At 56.6% G+C, this 15,875-nt stretch carries 27 protein-coding genes; 8 read left to right on the forward strand and 19 right to left on the reverse strand.

Translation table 11 applies throughout. The features are described from left to right. Window positions 1-106: 106 nt before the first annotated feature. The 18 genes from AC4ANK_RS20705 to AC4ANK_RS20790 form a co-directional block, all read right to left on the reverse strand. Complete coding sequence (locus AC4ANK_RS20705) at window positions 107-502, reverse strand: HNH endonuclease (RefSeq protein ID WP_460384639.1); 396 nt, start codon at window positions 500-502, stop codon at window positions 107-109. Further along, window positions 493-672 carry a hypothetical protein gene (locus AC4ANK_RS20710; RefSeq protein WP_460384637.1) on the reverse strand — a complete coding sequence of 60 codons (180 nt, stop codon included), beginning with the start codon at window positions 670-672 and terminating at the stop codon, window positions 493-495. The genes AC4ANK_RS20705 and AC4ANK_RS20710 overlap by 10 nt, the downstream gene beginning before the upstream one ends. Window positions 673-732: 60 nt before the next feature. After that, window positions 733-951, reverse strand: coding sequence for a hypothetical protein (locus AC4ANK_RS20715; protein ID WP_460384635.1), 219 nt, complete (start codon window positions 949-951; stop codon window positions 733-735). A gap of 134 nt (window positions 952-1,085) precedes the next feature. Further along, the gene (locus AC4ANK_RS20720) at window positions 1,086-1,316 is read right to left on the reverse strand and encodes an Acb2/Tad1 domain-containing protein (RefSeq protein WP_460384633.1); all 231 of its coding nucleotides are present in this window, start codon (window positions 1,314-1,316) and stop codon (window positions 1,086-1,088) included. A 56-nt stretch (window positions 1,317-1,372) separates the two neighbouring features. Then, on the reverse strand, window positions 1,373-1,603 hold the full coding sequence (locus AC4ANK_RS20725; protein WP_460384631.1) for a hypothetical protein: 231 nt from the start codon (window positions 1,601-1,603) through the stop codon (window positions 1,373-1,375). A gap of 15 nt (window positions 1,604-1,618) precedes the next feature. Continuing rightward, window positions 1,619-1,807, reverse strand: coding sequence for a hypothetical protein (locus AC4ANK_RS20730; RefSeq protein ID WP_235684458.1), 189 nt, complete (start codon window positions 1,805-1,807; stop codon window positions 1,619-1,621). Further along, window positions 1,737-2,156: a hypothetical protein gene (locus AC4ANK_RS20735; protein ID WP_460384629.1), complete on the reverse strand. Its 420-nt coding sequence runs from the start codon at window positions 2,154-2,156 to the stop codon at window positions 1,737-1,739. The genes AC4ANK_RS20730 and AC4ANK_RS20735 overlap by 71 nt, the downstream gene beginning before the upstream one ends. Further along, a complete protein-coding gene (locus AC4ANK_RS20740; RefSeq protein ID WP_024668585.1) occupies window positions 2,153-2,467 on the reverse strand; it encodes a phage holin, lambda family in 315 nt (104 codons plus the stop codon). The genes AC4ANK_RS20735 and AC4ANK_RS20740 overlap by 4 nt, the downstream gene beginning before the upstream one ends. 44 nt (window positions 2,468-2,511) lie before the next feature. Next, window positions 2,512-3,021, reverse strand: coding sequence for a hypothetical protein (locus AC4ANK_RS20745; protein WP_460384627.1), 510 nt, complete (start codon window positions 3,019-3,021; stop codon window positions 2,512-2,514). A gap of 265 nt (window positions 3,022-3,286) precedes the next feature. Next, the gene (locus AC4ANK_RS20750; protein ID WP_017700707.1) at window positions 3,287-3,670 is read right to left on the reverse strand and encodes an antitermination protein Q; all 384 of its coding nucleotides are present in this window, start codon (window positions 3,668-3,670) and stop codon (window positions 3,287-3,289) included. 2 nt (window positions 3,671-3,672) lie between these two features. After that, entirely contained in the window at window positions 3,673-3,993 is a 321-nt protein-coding gene (locus AC4ANK_RS20755; RefSeq protein ID WP_460384625.1) for a hypothetical protein, read from the reverse strand. After that, a complete protein-coding gene (locus AC4ANK_RS20760) occupies window positions 3,990-4,208 on the reverse strand; it encodes a hypothetical protein (RefSeq protein WP_024642337.1) in 219 nt (72 codons plus the stop codon). The genes AC4ANK_RS20755 and AC4ANK_RS20760 overlap by 4 nt, the downstream gene beginning before the upstream one ends. Before the next feature lie 16 nt (window positions 4,209-4,224). Then, entirely contained in the window at window positions 4,225-5,505 is a 1,281-nt protein-coding gene (locus tag AC4ANK_RS20765; RefSeq protein ID WP_460384623.1) for a tyrosine-type recombinase/integrase, read from the reverse strand. Continuing rightward, window positions 5,502-5,933 carry a VRR-NUC domain-containing protein gene (locus tag AC4ANK_RS20770; RefSeq protein ID WP_460384621.1) on the reverse strand — a complete coding sequence of 144 codons (432 nt, stop codon included), beginning with the start codon at window positions 5,931-5,933 and terminating at the stop codon, window positions 5,502-5,504. The genes AC4ANK_RS20765 and AC4ANK_RS20770 overlap by 4 nt, the downstream gene beginning before the upstream one ends. Then, window positions 5,930-6,226: a DUF1364 domain-containing protein gene (locus tag AC4ANK_RS20775; protein WP_460384619.1), complete on the reverse strand. Its 297-nt coding sequence runs from the start codon at window positions 6,224-6,226 to the stop codon at window positions 5,930-5,932. The genes AC4ANK_RS20770 and AC4ANK_RS20775 overlap by 4 nt, the downstream gene beginning before the upstream one ends. Continuing rightward, a complete protein-coding gene (locus AC4ANK_RS20780) occupies window positions 6,223-6,894 on the reverse strand; it encodes a replication protein P (RefSeq protein WP_460384617.1) in 672 nt (223 codons plus the stop codon). Before AC4ANK_RS20780 ends, AC4ANK_RS20775 begins: the two co-directional genes overlap by 4 nt. Beyond that, window positions 6,891-7,667, reverse strand: a complete 777-nt coding sequence (locus AC4ANK_RS20785) for a helix-turn-helix domain-containing protein (protein ID WP_460385158.1) — start codon at window positions 7,665-7,667, stop codon at window positions 6,891-6,893. The genes AC4ANK_RS20780 and AC4ANK_RS20785 overlap by 4 nt, the downstream gene beginning before the upstream one ends. Before the next feature lie 193 nt (window positions 7,668-7,860). Then, the gene (locus AC4ANK_RS20790; protein ID WP_460384615.1) at window positions 7,861-8,073 is read right to left on the reverse strand and encodes a Cro/CI family transcriptional regulator; all 213 of its coding nucleotides are present in this window, start codon (window positions 8,071-8,073) and stop codon (window positions 7,861-7,863) included. Window positions 8,074-8,178: 105 nt separating this feature from the next. Here AC4ANK_RS20790 and AC4ANK_RS20795 point away from each other — a divergent pair, with 105 nt between their 5' ends. Together AC4ANK_RS20795 and AC4ANK_RS20800 are read left to right on the forward strand one after the other, a co-directional pair. Then, complete coding sequence (locus AC4ANK_RS20795) at window positions 8,179-9,039, forward strand: S24 family peptidase (RefSeq protein ID WP_460384613.1); 861 nt, start codon at window positions 8,179-8,181, stop codon at window positions 9,037-9,039. Window positions 9,040-9,068: 29 nt separating this feature from the next. Further along, a complete protein-coding gene (locus AC4ANK_RS20800; protein WP_460384611.1) occupies window positions 9,069-11,060 on the forward strand; it encodes an ATP-binding protein in 1,992 nt (663 codons plus the stop codon). 52 nt (window positions 11,061-11,112) lie between these two features. Here the strand turns inward: AC4ANK_RS20800 and AC4ANK_RS20805 are convergent, their stop codons facing one another. After that, on the reverse strand, window positions 11,113-11,403 hold the full coding sequence (locus tag AC4ANK_RS20805) for a DUF1654 domain-containing protein (RefSeq protein ID WP_460385156.1): 291 nt from the start codon (window positions 11,401-11,403) through the stop codon (window positions 11,113-11,115). Between the two features lie 624 nt (window positions 11,404-12,027). On the opposite strand from AC4ANK_RS20805, the gene AC4ANK_RS20810 reads away from it, so the two are divergent. The 6 genes from AC4ANK_RS20810 (at window position 12,028) to AC4ANK_RS20835 (ending at window position 15,862) form a co-directional block, all read left to right on the forward strand. After that, complete coding sequence (locus AC4ANK_RS20810; protein ID WP_460384609.1) at window positions 12,028-12,429, forward strand: LuxR C-terminal-related transcriptional regulator; 402 nt, start codon at window positions 12,028-12,030, stop codon at window positions 12,427-12,429. A 51-nt stretch (window positions 12,430-12,480) separates the two neighbouring features. Then, complete coding sequence (locus AC4ANK_RS20815) at window positions 12,481-12,687, forward strand: hypothetical protein (protein ID WP_460384607.1); 207 nt, start codon at window positions 12,481-12,483, stop codon at window positions 12,685-12,687. A 951-nt stretch (window positions 12,688-13,638) separates the two neighbouring features. Beyond that, window positions 13,639-13,977 carry a hypothetical protein gene (locus AC4ANK_RS20820; protein ID WP_460384605.1) on the forward strand — a complete coding sequence of 113 codons (339 nt, stop codon included), beginning with the start codon at window positions 13,639-13,641 and terminating at the stop codon, window positions 13,975-13,977. Then, complete coding sequence (locus tag AC4ANK_RS20825) at window positions 13,977-14,564, forward strand: hypothetical protein (RefSeq protein ID WP_460384603.1); 588 nt, start codon at window positions 13,977-13,979, stop codon at window positions 14,562-14,564. The genes AC4ANK_RS20820 and AC4ANK_RS20825 overlap by 1 nt, the downstream gene beginning before the upstream one ends. 88 nt (window positions 14,565-14,652) lie before the next feature. Further along, a complete protein-coding gene (locus tag AC4ANK_RS20830) occupies window positions 14,653-15,006 on the forward strand; it encodes a YfdP family phage-associated protein (protein ID WP_460384601.1) in 354 nt (117 codons plus the stop codon). A gap of 40 nt (window positions 15,007-15,046) precedes the next feature. Continuing rightward, entirely contained in the window at window positions 15,047-15,862 is an 816-nt protein-coding gene (locus AC4ANK_RS20835) for a YfdQ family protein (RefSeq protein WP_460384599.1), read from the forward strand. The last annotated feature ends 13 nt before the right edge of the window (window positions 15,863-15,875 follow it).

Below are 15,875 nucleotides of genomic sequence, written 5' to 3' on the forward strand. Positions count from 1 at the left end.
AAGCGAAAGGCCCCAGACTTTTGACCCACCCCCACCGCACCAGAACAGGGCTCGCACCGTATCGGTGCATTTTCGTGAAAAATGGAGAGAATCGTTCTCGTTTCTGTCATCGAGGCCGGGCAGCCTGGGTGTTGCCCCACCCGCCGTCCTCTGCCGCCGTCTTCGTGCTGTGGCATGGATGACACATGGCCTGCCAGTTGGATCGATCCCAGAACAGGTCCATGTCACCCTTGTGAGGAACGATGTGATCAACGTCTGTCGACGCTGTGACACGTCCAGCGCGCTCGCACTCTACGCAGAGCGGATGCTTAGCCAAGAAGCCCTTGCGCGCCTGTTGCCACTTGTAGCTGTAGCCGCGCTGGCTGCTGGTCTCGCGTTGCTTCTCCCGCTGCTTCACTTCGAACTGCTTGCCTACATCCTTGTGGGCGTCACAGTACCGAGGGTTGCGGGTCAATGCGTTGCAGCCCTGGGCATTGCATGGCTTCTGCGGCCTTAACGGCATGGTGTGCCGTCCAGGTAGGTGAGTGGTTGAGCGTCAGGATCTTCGGGCTCTTCTTCACTCAGTGCGTCGATCAGCAGCGCCTGTTGCTCTGCCATCCGCTGTAGCAGCTGGGTCTGCTTCATCTGCTCGGCCAGGATCTGGCTTAGCAAGGAGTTGCTGTGCTCGTTCATATGCCACCTTGCTCCACTTCTTGATCCAATCACGCCGTGCGGCGCATCCACTACATGCCATCACTCACCATCCATGCGCACATGCGTGCCATCGCAGACGAACTGAACGACCAAGCGGGTTGCTTCGCCAGGATTCTGGATGAGCTTGACGCTGCTCTGCCCACCCAGCACTTCGCCACTGAAAGCGTCATGCAGGCACACATGCTGGCCGCTGCGCTTCACGACCAGTGGGCGGGACGACAGCAGGTAGCTGAGATTGCTTTGGGCGGAACTCTTCATATCTACTCACTCTACGGTTGCGGTCGGCCAGATCACCCGGGCGCATGCCAGTGCCTCGGCATGAGTGAGTGCTGAACCCATCGGGATCATTGGGAAAGGTGGGTAGCCAGGTGCATGGACGAGCCAAGACTTCTTCAACTGAACGGGTCGGCAGGCTTGGCGATGGATCGCACGAACCACATGAAGCCCTGTTGCAGGTTGGTCTTGGCCAAAGCTAGCAATCGAGGATCAACGCCTTCAATCTTGCCGATCTGCTTGAACAGCTCACCGGTATCGGCCTCCAAGGCCTTGATCGAGTTCATGCCATCGATCTCGGACTGGCTCAGGTCGCGGTAGCCGGTGATTTTCTTGTGCTGGTTCTCCATGATCTTTCCTCTGTGGTTCGCGCCACGAAATGGCAGTGTTTGAATTTGTGGCGCGCCTACTTCCCGCTCCAGCCAAGCTGCTTGAGCTGCGCGTTTATGGAGTTGACCTTCTGCCGGTAGTAGTCGCGCAAAGGACGCTGCACTTGCGCCACTAGCTCCGCATCCTGCCAAGTGCCGCGTATCGAGACGGCCAGTTCTTTACCTGACACGACGGCATCGAGCAGCGCCTGGATCTTGTCGCGTTCGTAGAACATCTGTTGCGCCAAGCTGATCTGGTTACGATCCATCTCCTGCCTCGCTGATTACTTGTTCTGGCTGCGTTTGATCTGTGCGTCGACCTGATCGGCGCACGTATCCAGCAGGTTGACTGCTCGGTCCTTCAAGGCCCAGAGGTCACCGTTCAGTGCCAGGTCTTCGTCGCTATCGCTGACCCGTTCGCACGGCACCATTACCGGTGCTTCCAGGCTTACCGCTGATGTCTTTACCACCACTGGTCGCGGGCTTGCCGCGCAGGCCGTCAGGCAAAGGCTGATCAGCCCACTTACGAACAGCCGGGCTCTTACGCTTGAGGTCTTCAAAGTCTTTCCTCGCTTGTCGGGCCTTGTCTTCGCTGGCCTTGAGGCGCTGCTGTAGATCGGCCATGTAGTTGGCATTGCGCTTGGCCTCAGCCTGTAGCGTGGTGATTGTCTTCTGGCTTTCGGTGTTGGCGTCGGTGGCATCCTTGGCAGTCTTCATCTGCAGCGTCACCTGCCCTTCCAGCGCGAGGACGCGGTACTGCTGGATACCAACGAGCAGCAGGGCAACAAGGCCGATGATGATTGCAGCGGCGATAGCCTTCATGTGATGTCCACCTTGCGGCCAATGAACCGGGTAACCAGTTCGCGTATGGCGGTAACGCCGAGGAAGCCGATGGTTCCACCGGCAGCAACTGAAAGGCTCGGGGGCCAGGCCATCCACTCGATCAGGCTTGACGCCACCAGGCTCAGTGCACCGCAGATCAACGCTTCGAAGAATATCCGGCGTTTGCTGGTTTCTTTGGCGTCGTAGAGGATGCGCAGTAGAGAGACGATGATGGCCATGATCGCGCCCTGCCATAGGGGATTCGAGAGGGCTATCCAGAGCTTGGCCCAGGTGTCTGGTTTGTCGGGCATTTGAGGCTTCCGAATGTCCTCCCGTTCGGGAGTGATGGATTTGATTAACGAACGGTAGGATTCAGTGCAGCCAATAGCAGCGCGTGACCCTTGAACAGATCGACATGCGCCAGACTGGTCAGCTTCCTGTCGGCGAAAGAATGCCCGACCAACATCTTGTCAAGTTCGTTCAGAGCATCCTTAACTTGCACAGCCTTCTTCAGGACTATCTCGTCAAACTCGGCACGAGCCTTGAGGGCAATGCGCTTGACCTCTTCGTACGCGATGCCTACCCCGGAAGGGCCAGCCTTGCGAGCGAGGAAGGCACTTGAGGTATAAACCGCACCAAAAACCTTGCCTTCAGCGTGATAAAAATCACTGATATAACCGATGCCAATGGCGAGACACGACACGTATTCGGGTTGACTGGGATCGATAAGCTGCCCAGTCACGCGGATAAACACGTCAGGCAAGGTCGTGGACAGCCGTTGCAGCGCGTGATCCAGAAGCTGCGCATCACCCAGCACGATGGCGTCAATCACTGGCTGGGCTTCATTCTTCGCTTTATCGGTCATTGCCTTACTCCAGAAAGGAAAAAGGCCCGCCGATATGGCGAGCCTTCAAATGAGTGCAGATGGCAGTCCTTTCAGGCTGCGGTAGCGACGTTTCCCTCCAGTCCTCGCTCTGACTGTTTCCCCTGCGCCATGAGGCCGGGCTTTGTTCATCGGCATAAAGCAAAAAACCCAGCACTTGGCTGGGCTTAATCGTCAGGGGTGCCGCGCTGGAACAGCTGAACACCGTGCCATGAAAACAGAGCTATTCCATATGGACAACTCTTTTTTACGCTGCCGCCCGAACTCCCTCCAGATAGCAATCCACCCAGGCAGCACCAGCCTTGATCAGTTCGCGCGCCTTACCCTCGCTCATCGCGAAGTGACGACCGACCCGGATCGCTGGCCACTTCGCACCGTAATAGAACCAGACCATATCGCCCATCTGCTGATGACGAGCGCACAGACCAGCAACAGCGGCGTCCACAAGGCCGGCCAGCTCGTCGGTGATCACATACGACTTACCGGGCATCGGCATGGCATCCCGCATCAGGGCGAGCGTGGGCGAGGCGTAGCTGGGCACGCCCATACCATCCATCCGCCAATACCCCCACTGCTCGAGCATGTTTTCAGTTTCACCCAGCGGGCGGTGCAGCGTGTTGCGAGTCATCATGGTCAATCCCCTGTGTAATTCGACCCACCGGCACCGCGGCGGTTGTTCTGTTGGTAAATGGCGGCAGGTCCAGTCATCTGGGCCGGGCGCTTCAATTGTTCGATATGCCGGTCAGCGGCCTGCAGGCGCATGCTCAACTGCGTCACCAGCACGTCCAGCGGCAACGCTTCACCCGTCTCGGCGGCGACCCAGCCCGAGGCGTTGCACTGCACGCAGGCCAGATCGTGGAAAACACCCTTGATTACTGCGCGACCTCGGCAGGCCAGGCACTGGGCCAGTTCCAGTCGGGCGGCACGGAACGCTGGGCCGTGACTCTTCTTCATGCTGCCTCCGCAGGCTTCCAGTCCAGCAGGACCGTCGCCGATCTGAACTGATTTACATCGCCGTACGCAGACCAGTAATCAAGAGAAATCACCGCCTGCACCGCGAACTGGTCCGCACCAATCATCACGATGTCGCCCAGAGTCGGCTCGATCTCTCGCTGCTCAACAAGCGTGAATCCGCCAGGAGCGACGAACATCACCATGACAAATGCCATTTTTAAACCTCGCCTTTTATGGATTCGTGATCGCGCTGGAAGCCGCGCCGGTATTGGCCTCGACGGCATTCTGCGAATTTTCGTTTCTAGTCGGGGTCGAACGGTGAATGCGGCTAAAGCCTTTCCCGTCTAACCATTCGTGCCACTTGTTCAGAGCGTCACGCTTGAGCAGTTCAGCCGAGGTGTGGATATAGGTCTGCACGTTGCGGGTCAGCGTGTGGTTCACCAGCATCTCGCCGATCAGGAAATCGACGCCCAGATCAGTCCAGCCGGTCCGGGCCACTTTGCGCAGGTCGTGGCTCGTCCACTCACCCTTGCCCAGGCGCGCGAATACGGCACATGCCTGGCTGTCGCTGATCGGCCCACGGTTGCGAGCCGGGAACATGTAGGCACCCTTGTAGCCCTTCGACGACTGCCAATCCCGATACCTCTCCAGCAGCGCGCAGGCTTGATGGGTCAGCGGTAGTCGATGCTCACAGCGCGTTTTGGTGTTCTCGGCAGGAATGAACCACTCGCCCTGCTCACCCAGCGTCAGATGCGACCAGCGGGCCTGCCTTGTCTCGCCAGCACGCGTGCCGTGGCACAGCATCATCAGCGTCAGCATGCAGTCCTGCGGGTGCTGGTCGAACCCTGCAGCAAGGTCACCAAGCACCTCTTCCAGCTGAACAGCACGCAGCCGCGATGGTTTCGGCAGGATGCGAGCCTTGGTGAAGTCGGTGAACTTGAAACCGGCGACCGGGTTCTGGGCGATCAGACGCAGCTTTTCGGCCTGGCGGAACGCAACCACCAGCACGCCCCACATCAGCCTGACGTAGGACAGTGACATCTCGGCCTGCATGGGCCACATGACTAGCTTGTCCAATGTGGACCGGTCCACGTCGGCAATGAGTAGTTCGGATAGGCGCGGCTTGAGGTGGCAGGTGATGATCGAGGTGTTCGTGGCACGGCGCTTTGCCGAAAGACTGCGCTCGGTGGACTGACGAACCATGAACCACTCCAGCAGCTGGCCAACGGTCTGCAGTGTGCCGGCTGCGGCTGAAGCCTTCGGGTCAGTCGCAAGCCGCTCCCGGATCTTCGGCAGAGCGTTGATCAGCCCTTTCACCGGCAGCTCTGGGAAACCGGCGATCTTCTCCCACTTCTTGCCCACGACCAGGTGCCATGTGCCGCGCTCGCGATTCTGGTGAAAGCGAAAGTACACTCCTGGGTAACGAGCATCGCGCAGGTCGCGCACGTCTGAATTCGCTGCCTGCCGGCGGATTTCCGCATCCGAGAACGAAGTAAGCAGGGTCTGGCTCATGCGGCCACCACAGTCTGAGGAAGTCGGAGGTATGCGCGGATTTGCTCCATCGCGTCGAAGTGACCACGGCAGATGATCGCCAGATAGCCTTGCAGGTTGAGCTGACGTATCCACTCGTACTGGCTGCCCGAGACAGCGGCATCGTTCGGCGGCGTGGCCTTGAATTCGATGTACAGGCCGAAGTACCCACCGCGGGCCATCGGAAGCACAAGATCGGGCACACCGGCGCGCGCACCCTGCTCTTTCAGCTTGATCGCCACCAGCTTGTGCCGGTGGCCACCGTTGGGAACGTGGTAGATCAGAGCCGCCACCAAGGGCATACGCAGCTTGATCTCGCGCAGCAATGCGGCCTGCTCCAGGCCCTCACGGTCGACCGACTTGGCGCGGGTACGCTTCGGTTTGAACAATGTCATTTCGGCGGGCTTCATGGTTTTACCATCCCTTCACGAATCAGCGCGTCCTGGGTGCGCATGACTCCCTCGGCGTGGAACAGGCGGACTTCGTTACGGCTCAGCACCGCCGGAGCGCGCAGGCGGCCATCGGCGATATCGTGGCAGTAAGCACACGCCCAAGCGGCCTGCAGGTCGTTTGGCTTGATGCCCATGCCGCAAGTACCGGCCAACCGGTAATGCGCCAGCACCGTGGTCGAGGATTCGCTCGAGCATCCTGGATACCGGATCTGGCATTCGCGGTCGCATGCAGCCTTGGTGAGTTTGCTCATTGCGTGTCTCCGCTGCGCTTGGCACGGAGTGCGGCCAACGCCTTGTTGCCCACTTCGGGAGTGATTGATTTGCCCGGTGCTGCGAGCTGCGCTACCGGCACGGGCGGCAACTCTTCGCCGCGCCAGATCTTGCGGCACTGCTCGAGGTATTTCTGCTCAAAGCGGGTCATACCCAGGTCGCGGGGAAGCGTTTGCAGGCTGAGAAAGCCGGAGGCCGCAGTGGCGTGGTAGATCGCCGGGTGAAACCACTTACCGCGCCCTTCCATGCCTGGGTGGGAGTTGCGCAAGGCCTGCGAGTAAGCAACCTCAACGCTTGGCAAACCGAGCCCTTCGGGGGCAAAACACCAGCTCACGAACAACCCCGGCGCAGGCACGAAAGCCAACTTGCTCGCGCTGACCACGCGCATACCGTGGCGCAGTTGGTCCATCGAAGTAATCCCGGACCGCATGAACTCGGCCAGCCACTCGAGCTTTGAAGCGTCCATGATTCTCTGGTTCGGCCAGGACTGACGCCACGCGCCGCAGGCCCCTTGCAGCCGAAGGAATAGCTCGTCGATCACCTGCTCGGTTGCAGGGTCAACCTCGACGGTCACGGCTGGTGCTGGGCGATAGGCTGGATCGGTTGTCCGGTTTTGGACCAGATAACCAGCTCGAATAGGTCCACTCACAGGATCACCCCCTTGGACGCCCAGCTGCCGGTTGCCTCGGCACCTTCCTCTGACTCTGGCAAATTGCCCTTGGCCCGCTCTTTCACGTACCAGCCCACCAAGCGGTTACACCAACCGGCGGATGTGTCTACGTTGTTCTGCTTGGCCACAAACCAGCCGATGAAGCTGCGAATCAGCGCGTCAGAGATATCGGTCGTCTTCACGCCAGCGATCTGAGCCTGGGCGATCAGGTAGCGGCTATCCGGTGTCCAGTCGGCGAACATGGCGAAGCGCTGGCGATCATCGGTCGGCTCAAGGGCCTGCTTGTCCTGTTCGTCGATCACGTCCGAAATTTCGCGCGGCTGCTGCTGTTCGGTTAATTGATGGTTAAGTGACGTATTGGGTGCAGATTTCGCACCCCGTTCGGTCGAATTCTGCACCCCGTTCTGCTGTGATTTGCACCCCGTGCCGTCATCTGCACCCCGTTCAGTTCGGGGTGCAGTATTTGCACCCCGCTTTATCGGCAAGTCATAGACGACTGGGCGTCGGTCATGACGTTCGATGTACACGGCGGCAAGCGCCTGATTGCCTGGGACGATCAGTTCAGATGCCCTCAACAGCTCCAGCTTGGAACGAACTGTGCGCTCGGAAAGGCCAGTGTCTTCGCTCAGGGTGGTGGCCGAAGGGAACGCTCCGCGTCCGTCAGTACCGGCATAGTTGGCCAGGCACAGCAGGACGTGCCGGGCGCTGGAATCGGAAAGGGTCACGCGCGGGATCTGTAGCGCCCACGACATTGCTTGAACGCTCACAGGGCTACTCCAATCGATCTGCCTGTGTTGCCTTGCTCAGGTCTGATGTGCATAATCTGTCTCGCAAGTTGTGAAGAAGCCGGTCTAGCCACCGGCTTTTTTTTGCCTGAAATTTGGTACTGGATGAATCAACAGCCCATCTGCTGTACTACCTGCCCTACCCGCCTGAGCGGATAATTCAACTCATGCTGCTGGAATGTGCAGCTGACATATGAGAGGGAAATGGGCGCTGTTCCTGTGCTCGGAAGCTGCCGTCAGGCAGCTCAAGAACGCGGATGTCGCGCTTCGCAGTCAAAGCTTTGTGAATGGCAGGTGCAGTAACCCGAAGAAGCCTGGCGGCTTCGGACTGCCCTTTGTCAGCCACGAACTTGTCGAGGGAAGTCTCAATCATGGGTCGCGCCTCTGTTATAGATGAGGCCGATGTTAACCATCTGTTAATTTTTAATCAATACCGATGGTTTCTTCTTATTTTTAACCGTTGGTATACATTCGCGCGATGACGAAGAAACGCATCCTCCCGCCCGAGCTGCTCGCCGAGTGCGCAGAAGCACACGACTTGTTCCTCTCGAAAAAAAACGAGCTGAAGCTGAGTCAGAAAAAAATCGCTGATGAGGCTGGCATGACTCCGGCTGCCGTGAACCTTTACTTCAAGGGCATCAATCCCCTGAATACGAGATTCGCAGCTGTGCTTTCGCGGATGCTCCAAGAGCCCGTAGAGCGTTTCAGTCCGCGCTTGGCAAAAGAAATCGCCGCGCTGACCAGCGCTGCGAAGCCGGCTGTCTCCCAGTCATCGGTCGATATCGTCCAGCAGATGATTGCCAAGCACGGCAAAAATCTGCCCGCTGACGCACGCCAGAAGATTGCCGATGCGGTAGAGGAAGTAGCCGCCAACGTCCCAATTGCAGAGGTCGCCTCCCGGCCTGGCGCGGTCGGTGATGAGGTGTCGATTGCTCACTACGATGTTCGTGCAGCTATGGGTGGTGGGCAGATACCCCATGATTACCCTGAAATGCTCCAAGACGTCCGTGTCAGTCCTCGGCATCTGCGCGAGATGGGGGTCGAGTTCGCGGAGCACTTTCACCTGAAGATGGTGACGGGCTGGGGGCAGTCGATGGCTCCAACGATCAAGCACCGTGATCCGTTATTGGTGGACATCAGTATCCGCGAATTTGCGGGGGACGGAATCTACATGTTTTCGTGGGATGGGCACCTGTACATCAAACGCTTGCAATGGATGGGCGATGGCCAGATCAAGATGATTTCTGATAACACCAGGCATCCGCCGGAGACTATCCGGGTGGACGAGACCTATATTCAGGCGCGGGTATTGCTAGTCTGGAATGCCCAACTTTTATAGTTATAATTAGTATCTCAAGGTGATTTTTTGTGGAAAGGGAATTCTCCTTATACGATTTCTCAGGCTCTAACACCATCACCCACGAAGGCATAGCTAAGCATTTTAGAAATGTTAAGCCATGGCAAGCCATAGCCGAATTAATTTGGAATGGGTTTGATGCGGGAGCCTCTGATATTCGCGTATCAATTTCAGAAACAGCTGTTGATGGCACATCACATTTGACGGTACTCGATAATGGCTCTGGTATAGAATTTAGGGAATCGTCGAACAACTTCAAAAGATTTAACGACTCGTTAAAAGTAGCATCTTATGATACTCATGGTTCTCATGGGAGGGGTCGCCTTGCTTTCAGCCAAATCTGCAACCATGCGGACTGGTACACTAGGCACCTGGGGGAGGATGCGTTAATAACCGTCACCAGCTCAAACCTGAGCAAAGTTTCGGGAAGCAGCATAGAATCTGGATCCTCGCATCCTCTTTTAACTGCTTACGCCAGTGGAACATGCGTAGAGCTAAAAAACTTCAAGCACAACCTCCCTCCGAACGAATCTCTTGCCAGTGATTTTAGCAAGGAATTTGGCGGACACTTCATATTGAAGCCGCACAGATCTCTCTGGTTAAATGATTTCAAAATAACACCGCAAGAGCATGTTGAATTCAGGAAAACAGCCGTACTTGAATTACACAAGTTTGAGATCCGCTTGATTCGCTGGAAAGAAAAACCAGGAAATGATAAATCATACACATATTTTGTAAATAGCGATGGGAAGGTACTTCACAGAATGCATAGCTCAGGCAACAAAAAACCTGAGTACTATATTAGCATCTATGTCAACTCACCTTATTTTGAGCGGTACAACCCTAACCCGGAAAGTTTATCTGAGCCCATCGAATCATTCCTGCACAGCAAGATTGGCCGCAGCTTAGATAGACAGATAAAATTATTCATAGCTGAAAACTACGCATCATTTCTGATAAGTCAAGCTGAGGATCAGGTAGCTAGGTATGAATCTGAGGGCGACTTCCCAGCGCACTCTGACCTCGGAGCAGCAGAGAGATCATGGCGCCTAAGCTATGTTAAAGAAATAGTAAAAAGCGTCATACTTAAAGAACCTACTTTATTTATCGGAAGTAATAAAAAACAACGCCGCGTAATCATTCGGTTATTGGACAGGCTTGCAGTTTCAAACGAAAATAGTGGAATATTTGACATCATCGAGAGCATTCTCGACCTGGATGCAGACACTATGAAAACCTTCGCTAGCCAACTTACCAAAACAAAGCTTGAGCATATCGTCAACACCATTGAAGTACTTCAAAAACGCGAACATGCGATTCAGCAAATAAAAGAAATCATGGACGTGCACTACAAAGAAGTTAGAGAAACCCCTCACTTACAGAGCGTAATTGAGAACAACACCTGGTTGTTTGGCGCTTCTTATGAAACGTTGGCCGCAGAAGAGGACAGTTTTACGAAGGCAGCCGAAAATCTCAGAAAACAAATTAAAGACATAGAAGATATAGATGTTGGAGATTTAGCTGCTGGAGTCACTGTAGATGGAGCACAAAAGCAAGTTGACCTCCTCCTTGTAAGAAGGCAACCTCAATATGATTCCAATGGGGAGCAATATTACCGGTGTGTAATTGTTGAAATCAAACGCCCAGGTGTCGCGCTAAACGACAAGCACCTTCATCAGTTAGATACATACGCTTCCATTATAAGTAAATATCCCGCGTTCCAGAGCGACCTCACCAAGTTCGAGCTAATCCTCATTGGGAGAACCATATCATCTGAAGCATTCAATATAGATCAGCGTCTAGAATCTAACAAGATCCATGGTGAGCCTGGAATAGTCACAAAGACCAACAAGTTAAAAGCTTACATAAAGCATTGGCCTAGGATTTTTGATGAATTCAGCCTGACAAATGACTTCATGCTAGAAAAACTTAAAACCCAGAGAGCGGATTTGTCAAAAATGACAAAGGACGGCCTTCTGGCAGAACTCACGACCAAGGCTTGACGAGTGCACCCGGACGAAGAGGCCCGCTTGTTAAGCGGGCTTTTATTGTCTATCAAAAAGGGGCTGCCTCCTCTTTCGACTCCGCCGACAGATCCTCAAGCGGGATTGGCTCCCACCTTACTGTCACCGCGCCGTCATCCTCGAAAGTCAAATCCAGCTCGTCCGTAGCGCATAAAACGCCCATCACCTCCTCCCACTCCCTGTCTCCATCCGTATCCAGGCGATGAATCGTCACCCAGCGCTGAATCTGCGCGACTGGATGATTGATCATTTCCGAAACTCGCAACCCTAAACGCTCTACCCCGGACATCTCGATTCGCTTTGCTGCTTTAGCGGTACCCATTTTTCCCCCAATAAAAACTGTATGTATATCCAGTACAGACAGAATCATAGCGCACGGGTCAAAAAAATAAGTTAACCATCGGTATTGACCAATAAATATACCGATGGTTAACTAGATCTATCGAAACGCGACAGACCCTAGTAGGCCTTCTCGGATCGACCACAAGACTGGTGAAGCCGCCAGATAGCACGGGACCAGCGAAGTGGTCTCCCAGCCCCGGATAACGGGACCGACTGGACGAAGCTCTTTACAGAGAACGGAATCACCCGCTGTACCGCATCACCAAAGCAATAACTGAATTAGCGCCCCGAGCCTCGGCTATGAGGGGTGCCGGACCTCATGCACCCTGCCCACCTAACCGGGCAAACGAGCTGCAGCGTGCATGTTGTAGGGACCTGTGATCCACGGCGAACAGATACAGATGCTGATTGACGCCCTGGGGAGGAAGCTCACCGCCAACCTATGAAAACGACCGGTCAGCCCTGCAATCAACAGCGGGCAACTGACCAACATCGCTAACGCAGCAAGCCGCGACCGACGCCAGTAGCGGGTCGCGGCGCACATCATCACCAAAGCACTTGGCTTGCCGGGTGCTTTGGGATGACAACCACCGAGTAAAACGTAATGGACACCACCATCGTATGTGGGGCATGGAGAGGCCACCTCGGCCGTGGTCTTGCGCCGCGAGAGTTGCAGTTTTTGTTGTCAGCCGCCCAGGGCTGCACAGCCAAGGAAATCGCCCGCACGTTCGGCATTGCGCCGGGCACGGTCGTCAAGCGCCTGTCGGTCGCCATGTTCAAGCTCGGTGTGAATCGCCAGACAGCGATGATCGCCGAGGCCATGCGCCGACAGATCATTTCCCCGCTCTGCCTGTTGTTCATGTCGGTGATCATTCTGCACGCAGTGCTGGGCGATGAATCGATGAGGCGCGAGCGCAGAGCCCCCGAGTCCCGTCGGGGCGGGTACGAACAGAAGATCAGCCGTAAGGGCTCGGACAAGCTCAGGCCAGTGGCGGCGATCTGCTGAGCAGCAATTTAAAGGGCTGGCCTTGGCGACAAAACAACCGGAGGAACCGCAATGACAGAGGCCCAATTAGCCGCGTTCAACGAACTGGCGGCAGCAGCGAAACAAGAAGACGAGGCACAGCGAGCATACGAGGAAGCAAGCACCGCTCTTGAGCTGGCGCTTACTGCCCTTGGCGGGGCGCGAGTAGAGAGGTCCAGAGCTCAAGAAAAGCTTCTGCAATTGGCCCGCTCCACGGATGAAAAGCCGGCTCCGCATTAAAGCCGATTACGAACAGAAGATCAGCCGTAAGGGATCGGACAAGCTCCGGCCAGTGGCGGCGATCTGCTGAGCAACGACTTCACTGGCTGGCCTTGGCGACAGGGCCAGACGGGAAATCAACCGGAGGGCACGAACGTGCAAACAAGACGGTATTTACTGACTCACGATTGTCCGCATTGCGGTGCGAAAGATGCGCCAGACGAATGGGGTGGCGCACGCATGAGTAGTTCGGCGTGGGGCCACAGCTTCAGTTGCTGCAGTGACGAATGCGGATTTGCATTGGCGAAGACGGTCATTCCAGACCAGGAAACAAAGGCCGGACGGAAAAGACTCAAAGCGCTTTGGGAAAAGCTGGCCGGCCAAGCTGAACATCGGCTATCTGGCGAGCCATACCAGGGCTACCCGTGGCGGTGACCACAAGAACAACCAGCGCCAGCGTCAGCCTGACGAAAACTGCCCGAACCCTGTCATAGCGCCAGGCTGCATCGGAGTGTGATCTGTTTGCCCTGCAATGGACGGCCCCGTAATGGGAACCGGAGCGGCGGAATGTGGGAGGCGAAAGCCAGTAAGCCGGGCAGCCCAGACCGGACGACAGATCACACCCCGATGCGGATGAATACACACCGCGAAAGCGGCCCCCTGCATCAACGTAAGAACCGCTTATGCGTTAAGGAGCGGCGACAGCCGGAGAGTACGGCCCGATCACCTCGAAAGAGGCTGCATCGGAATGTCGGCGGGACATGAAAAAAGCGTCTCCAGAGCAATCAGGTTGTGGCGAAGCCCGGACGTCGATTGCAAGAAATGGTGCGGCCCGACATTCCAATGCAGCTTCAAGCCTGCAGTACCCCTCCCCTAAATCAAACGACCGCATCGGCAGGTGCCAGGCCAGTACCACGGCAGGGTTTAGTCACCCGTGCCTGGCATCTGGCCAATGCGGTCAAGGAGCCTCATATGCATCAGATAATCAGCCAACGTCGTGCAATCCTCGAAGGCCTGCGCCAGCGCTGCAACCTTTCCACTGCCGAGTTTTACGACAAGGTCGGCCGCAAGAATCCGGCAGCTCTGCCGCGCTTCACGGTCGTGCCGAACGGCAATAACGAGTTCGGCATCGTCGAGCGCTCGACCGGCACTGTGCGCGGCGTACATCGCGGCCACAGCGCGGCTTGCAAGGCCGCTGATCAACTGGAAGCCCAGCCTGTACGTCAGCGGTCGTTCGCCACTCACATGCTGCGCTGGACTGCTGCCATCGCCACCGGCATAGCGCTGTTCGCGCTGTACGGTGCCAGCTGATGATCAGTCCGGAGCTGAGCACGATTCAGCGCAACAAAGAGCGGTCCGCCATCCTCGAGGCTGAGGTGGCTGCTTTCCTAAAGCGCGGCGGCGTGATCGAAACCAAAAGCGGCTTCCCGTTGAAGCCCAAGCCAAAGGAATACGGCCGGATGAGTGCACCGGTCGCGCGCCAGCCTTTACCGCGTCGGCGGACTAAAGAAGCAATGCGGGCCGCAGCGCCGCAAGACGTGATCCAAGACCGCTGCAACGCCCGAGCCGAGCAGGTAGAGGTCATCCGCAAGCTTGCCGAGACGATGACGATCACCGATGTCATGCGCAAAGCTGACGTGAGCATCTACAGGCTTCGGAAGATGGCCCGCGTGCATGGCTTCGAATACAAGGCGTTCAGCCCGGCGTCGAACCTAATCCCCTATCAGACCGATCCGGTAGCTGACGCATTGAACGTAGTGCGGATCAAAGCCGCCCGCGACCGAGGCATATCGCAGAAGGCCGCCGTCGTCGAACTCGGACTGAGTAATACGATGATCAATCGGCTGATTCGTGAATTCAACATCGACTACCCGCTGCAAGGGCCAAGCCCGAAATGAGGCGTTTGCAGTCCCGCGCCAACCATCGCCGCCGCCCTCTTCAACTCAACATCCCACCCAGTGGAATCAAGCCCCCGGAGAAAACCCCATGTCCACCCCTACCGATACAACCGAATTTCTGAACGAGCTGAATGGCGGCGCTTTCGCCAGCCAGATCGGTTACGCAATTTCCGAAGTCGCCTCGGGCGTTGTCGAGCATGGCAAGGCCGGGAAGCTGGTCATCACCCTGGATATGAGCCAGATCGGCGATTCCCACATGGTGAAAATCAAACACAAGCTCGACTACAAGGTGCCGACCAAGCGCGGTACCCGGAGCGAGAACACCGCACTTGATACACCGATGAACGTCGGCACCGGCGGCCAAGTAACGCTGTTCGCTGAAGCTCCGCACCCTGGCCCGCTGTTCGAACGCGACCAAGCACCGGTCAAGCCTCGCACCTGATCAATCGCAACAACCCTTCATCCTCAAAGAGAGCTGACAAATGTCCCTCACGAAAGAAGCAATTCAACTGATCACCGACACCGCGCTGATCGCGGACGGCAAAGTCCTGGACACCGTCACGCCCACCATCGTGCTGCCCGAAGGCGCGAAGATCGTGAACCTTGAGCAATTCGGCGCAGGCCGCAGCCGCTTCCGCGGCACGTTCTCCACCAACTCCCTGGCGGACTTCGCCAAATACGTATCCGACCGTGCAGTCTCCGAAGCAAAAGGCTTCATCAATCAGGACGAAATGACCTGTTCGGTGCTGTTCAACCTGGGCAACGACGAAGTGCCAGGCCATGCAGATGATCGCGCCGTGCTGAAGCTCAAGCCTACCGCTGCCTATCAGGCCGTGCAGGCGATCAGTGGCCGGGCCATGTCGCAGAAGGATATGAGCGACTGGATTGAAGACTGGCACAGCACGCTGTCGGCGGTCGGTGATGAACTGCAGAACATCCCTCTAGCCAAGGCCATCGCCGCCGTGCGAACCATCACGGTTAAGGCATCTTCGGAAAGCGATCACACCGTCAGCGAGACACGCGCCAGCCGCAGCGCAATGGATGCCATCGAGGCAACCAGCAAGGAAACATTGCCCACTTCGCTGATCTTCTCGGCCGTGCCGTTTGAAGGCCTTCAGATGCGCGAGATCATCCTACGAATCTCGGTTATCACCAGCGGCGCACAGCCGGTGCTGAAACTGCGCTGGGTCGGCGAGGACGTGCAGCGCGAAGAGATCGCGCAAGAGTTCAAATCGGTTCTAGATGCTAAAGTCGGCGAAGCAGCCAAGCTGGCATTAGGCACGTTCAGTCCTAATTGATCGCTTAGCCGCA

The organism is Pseudomonas sp. Pmew2 (assembly GCF_058129885.1).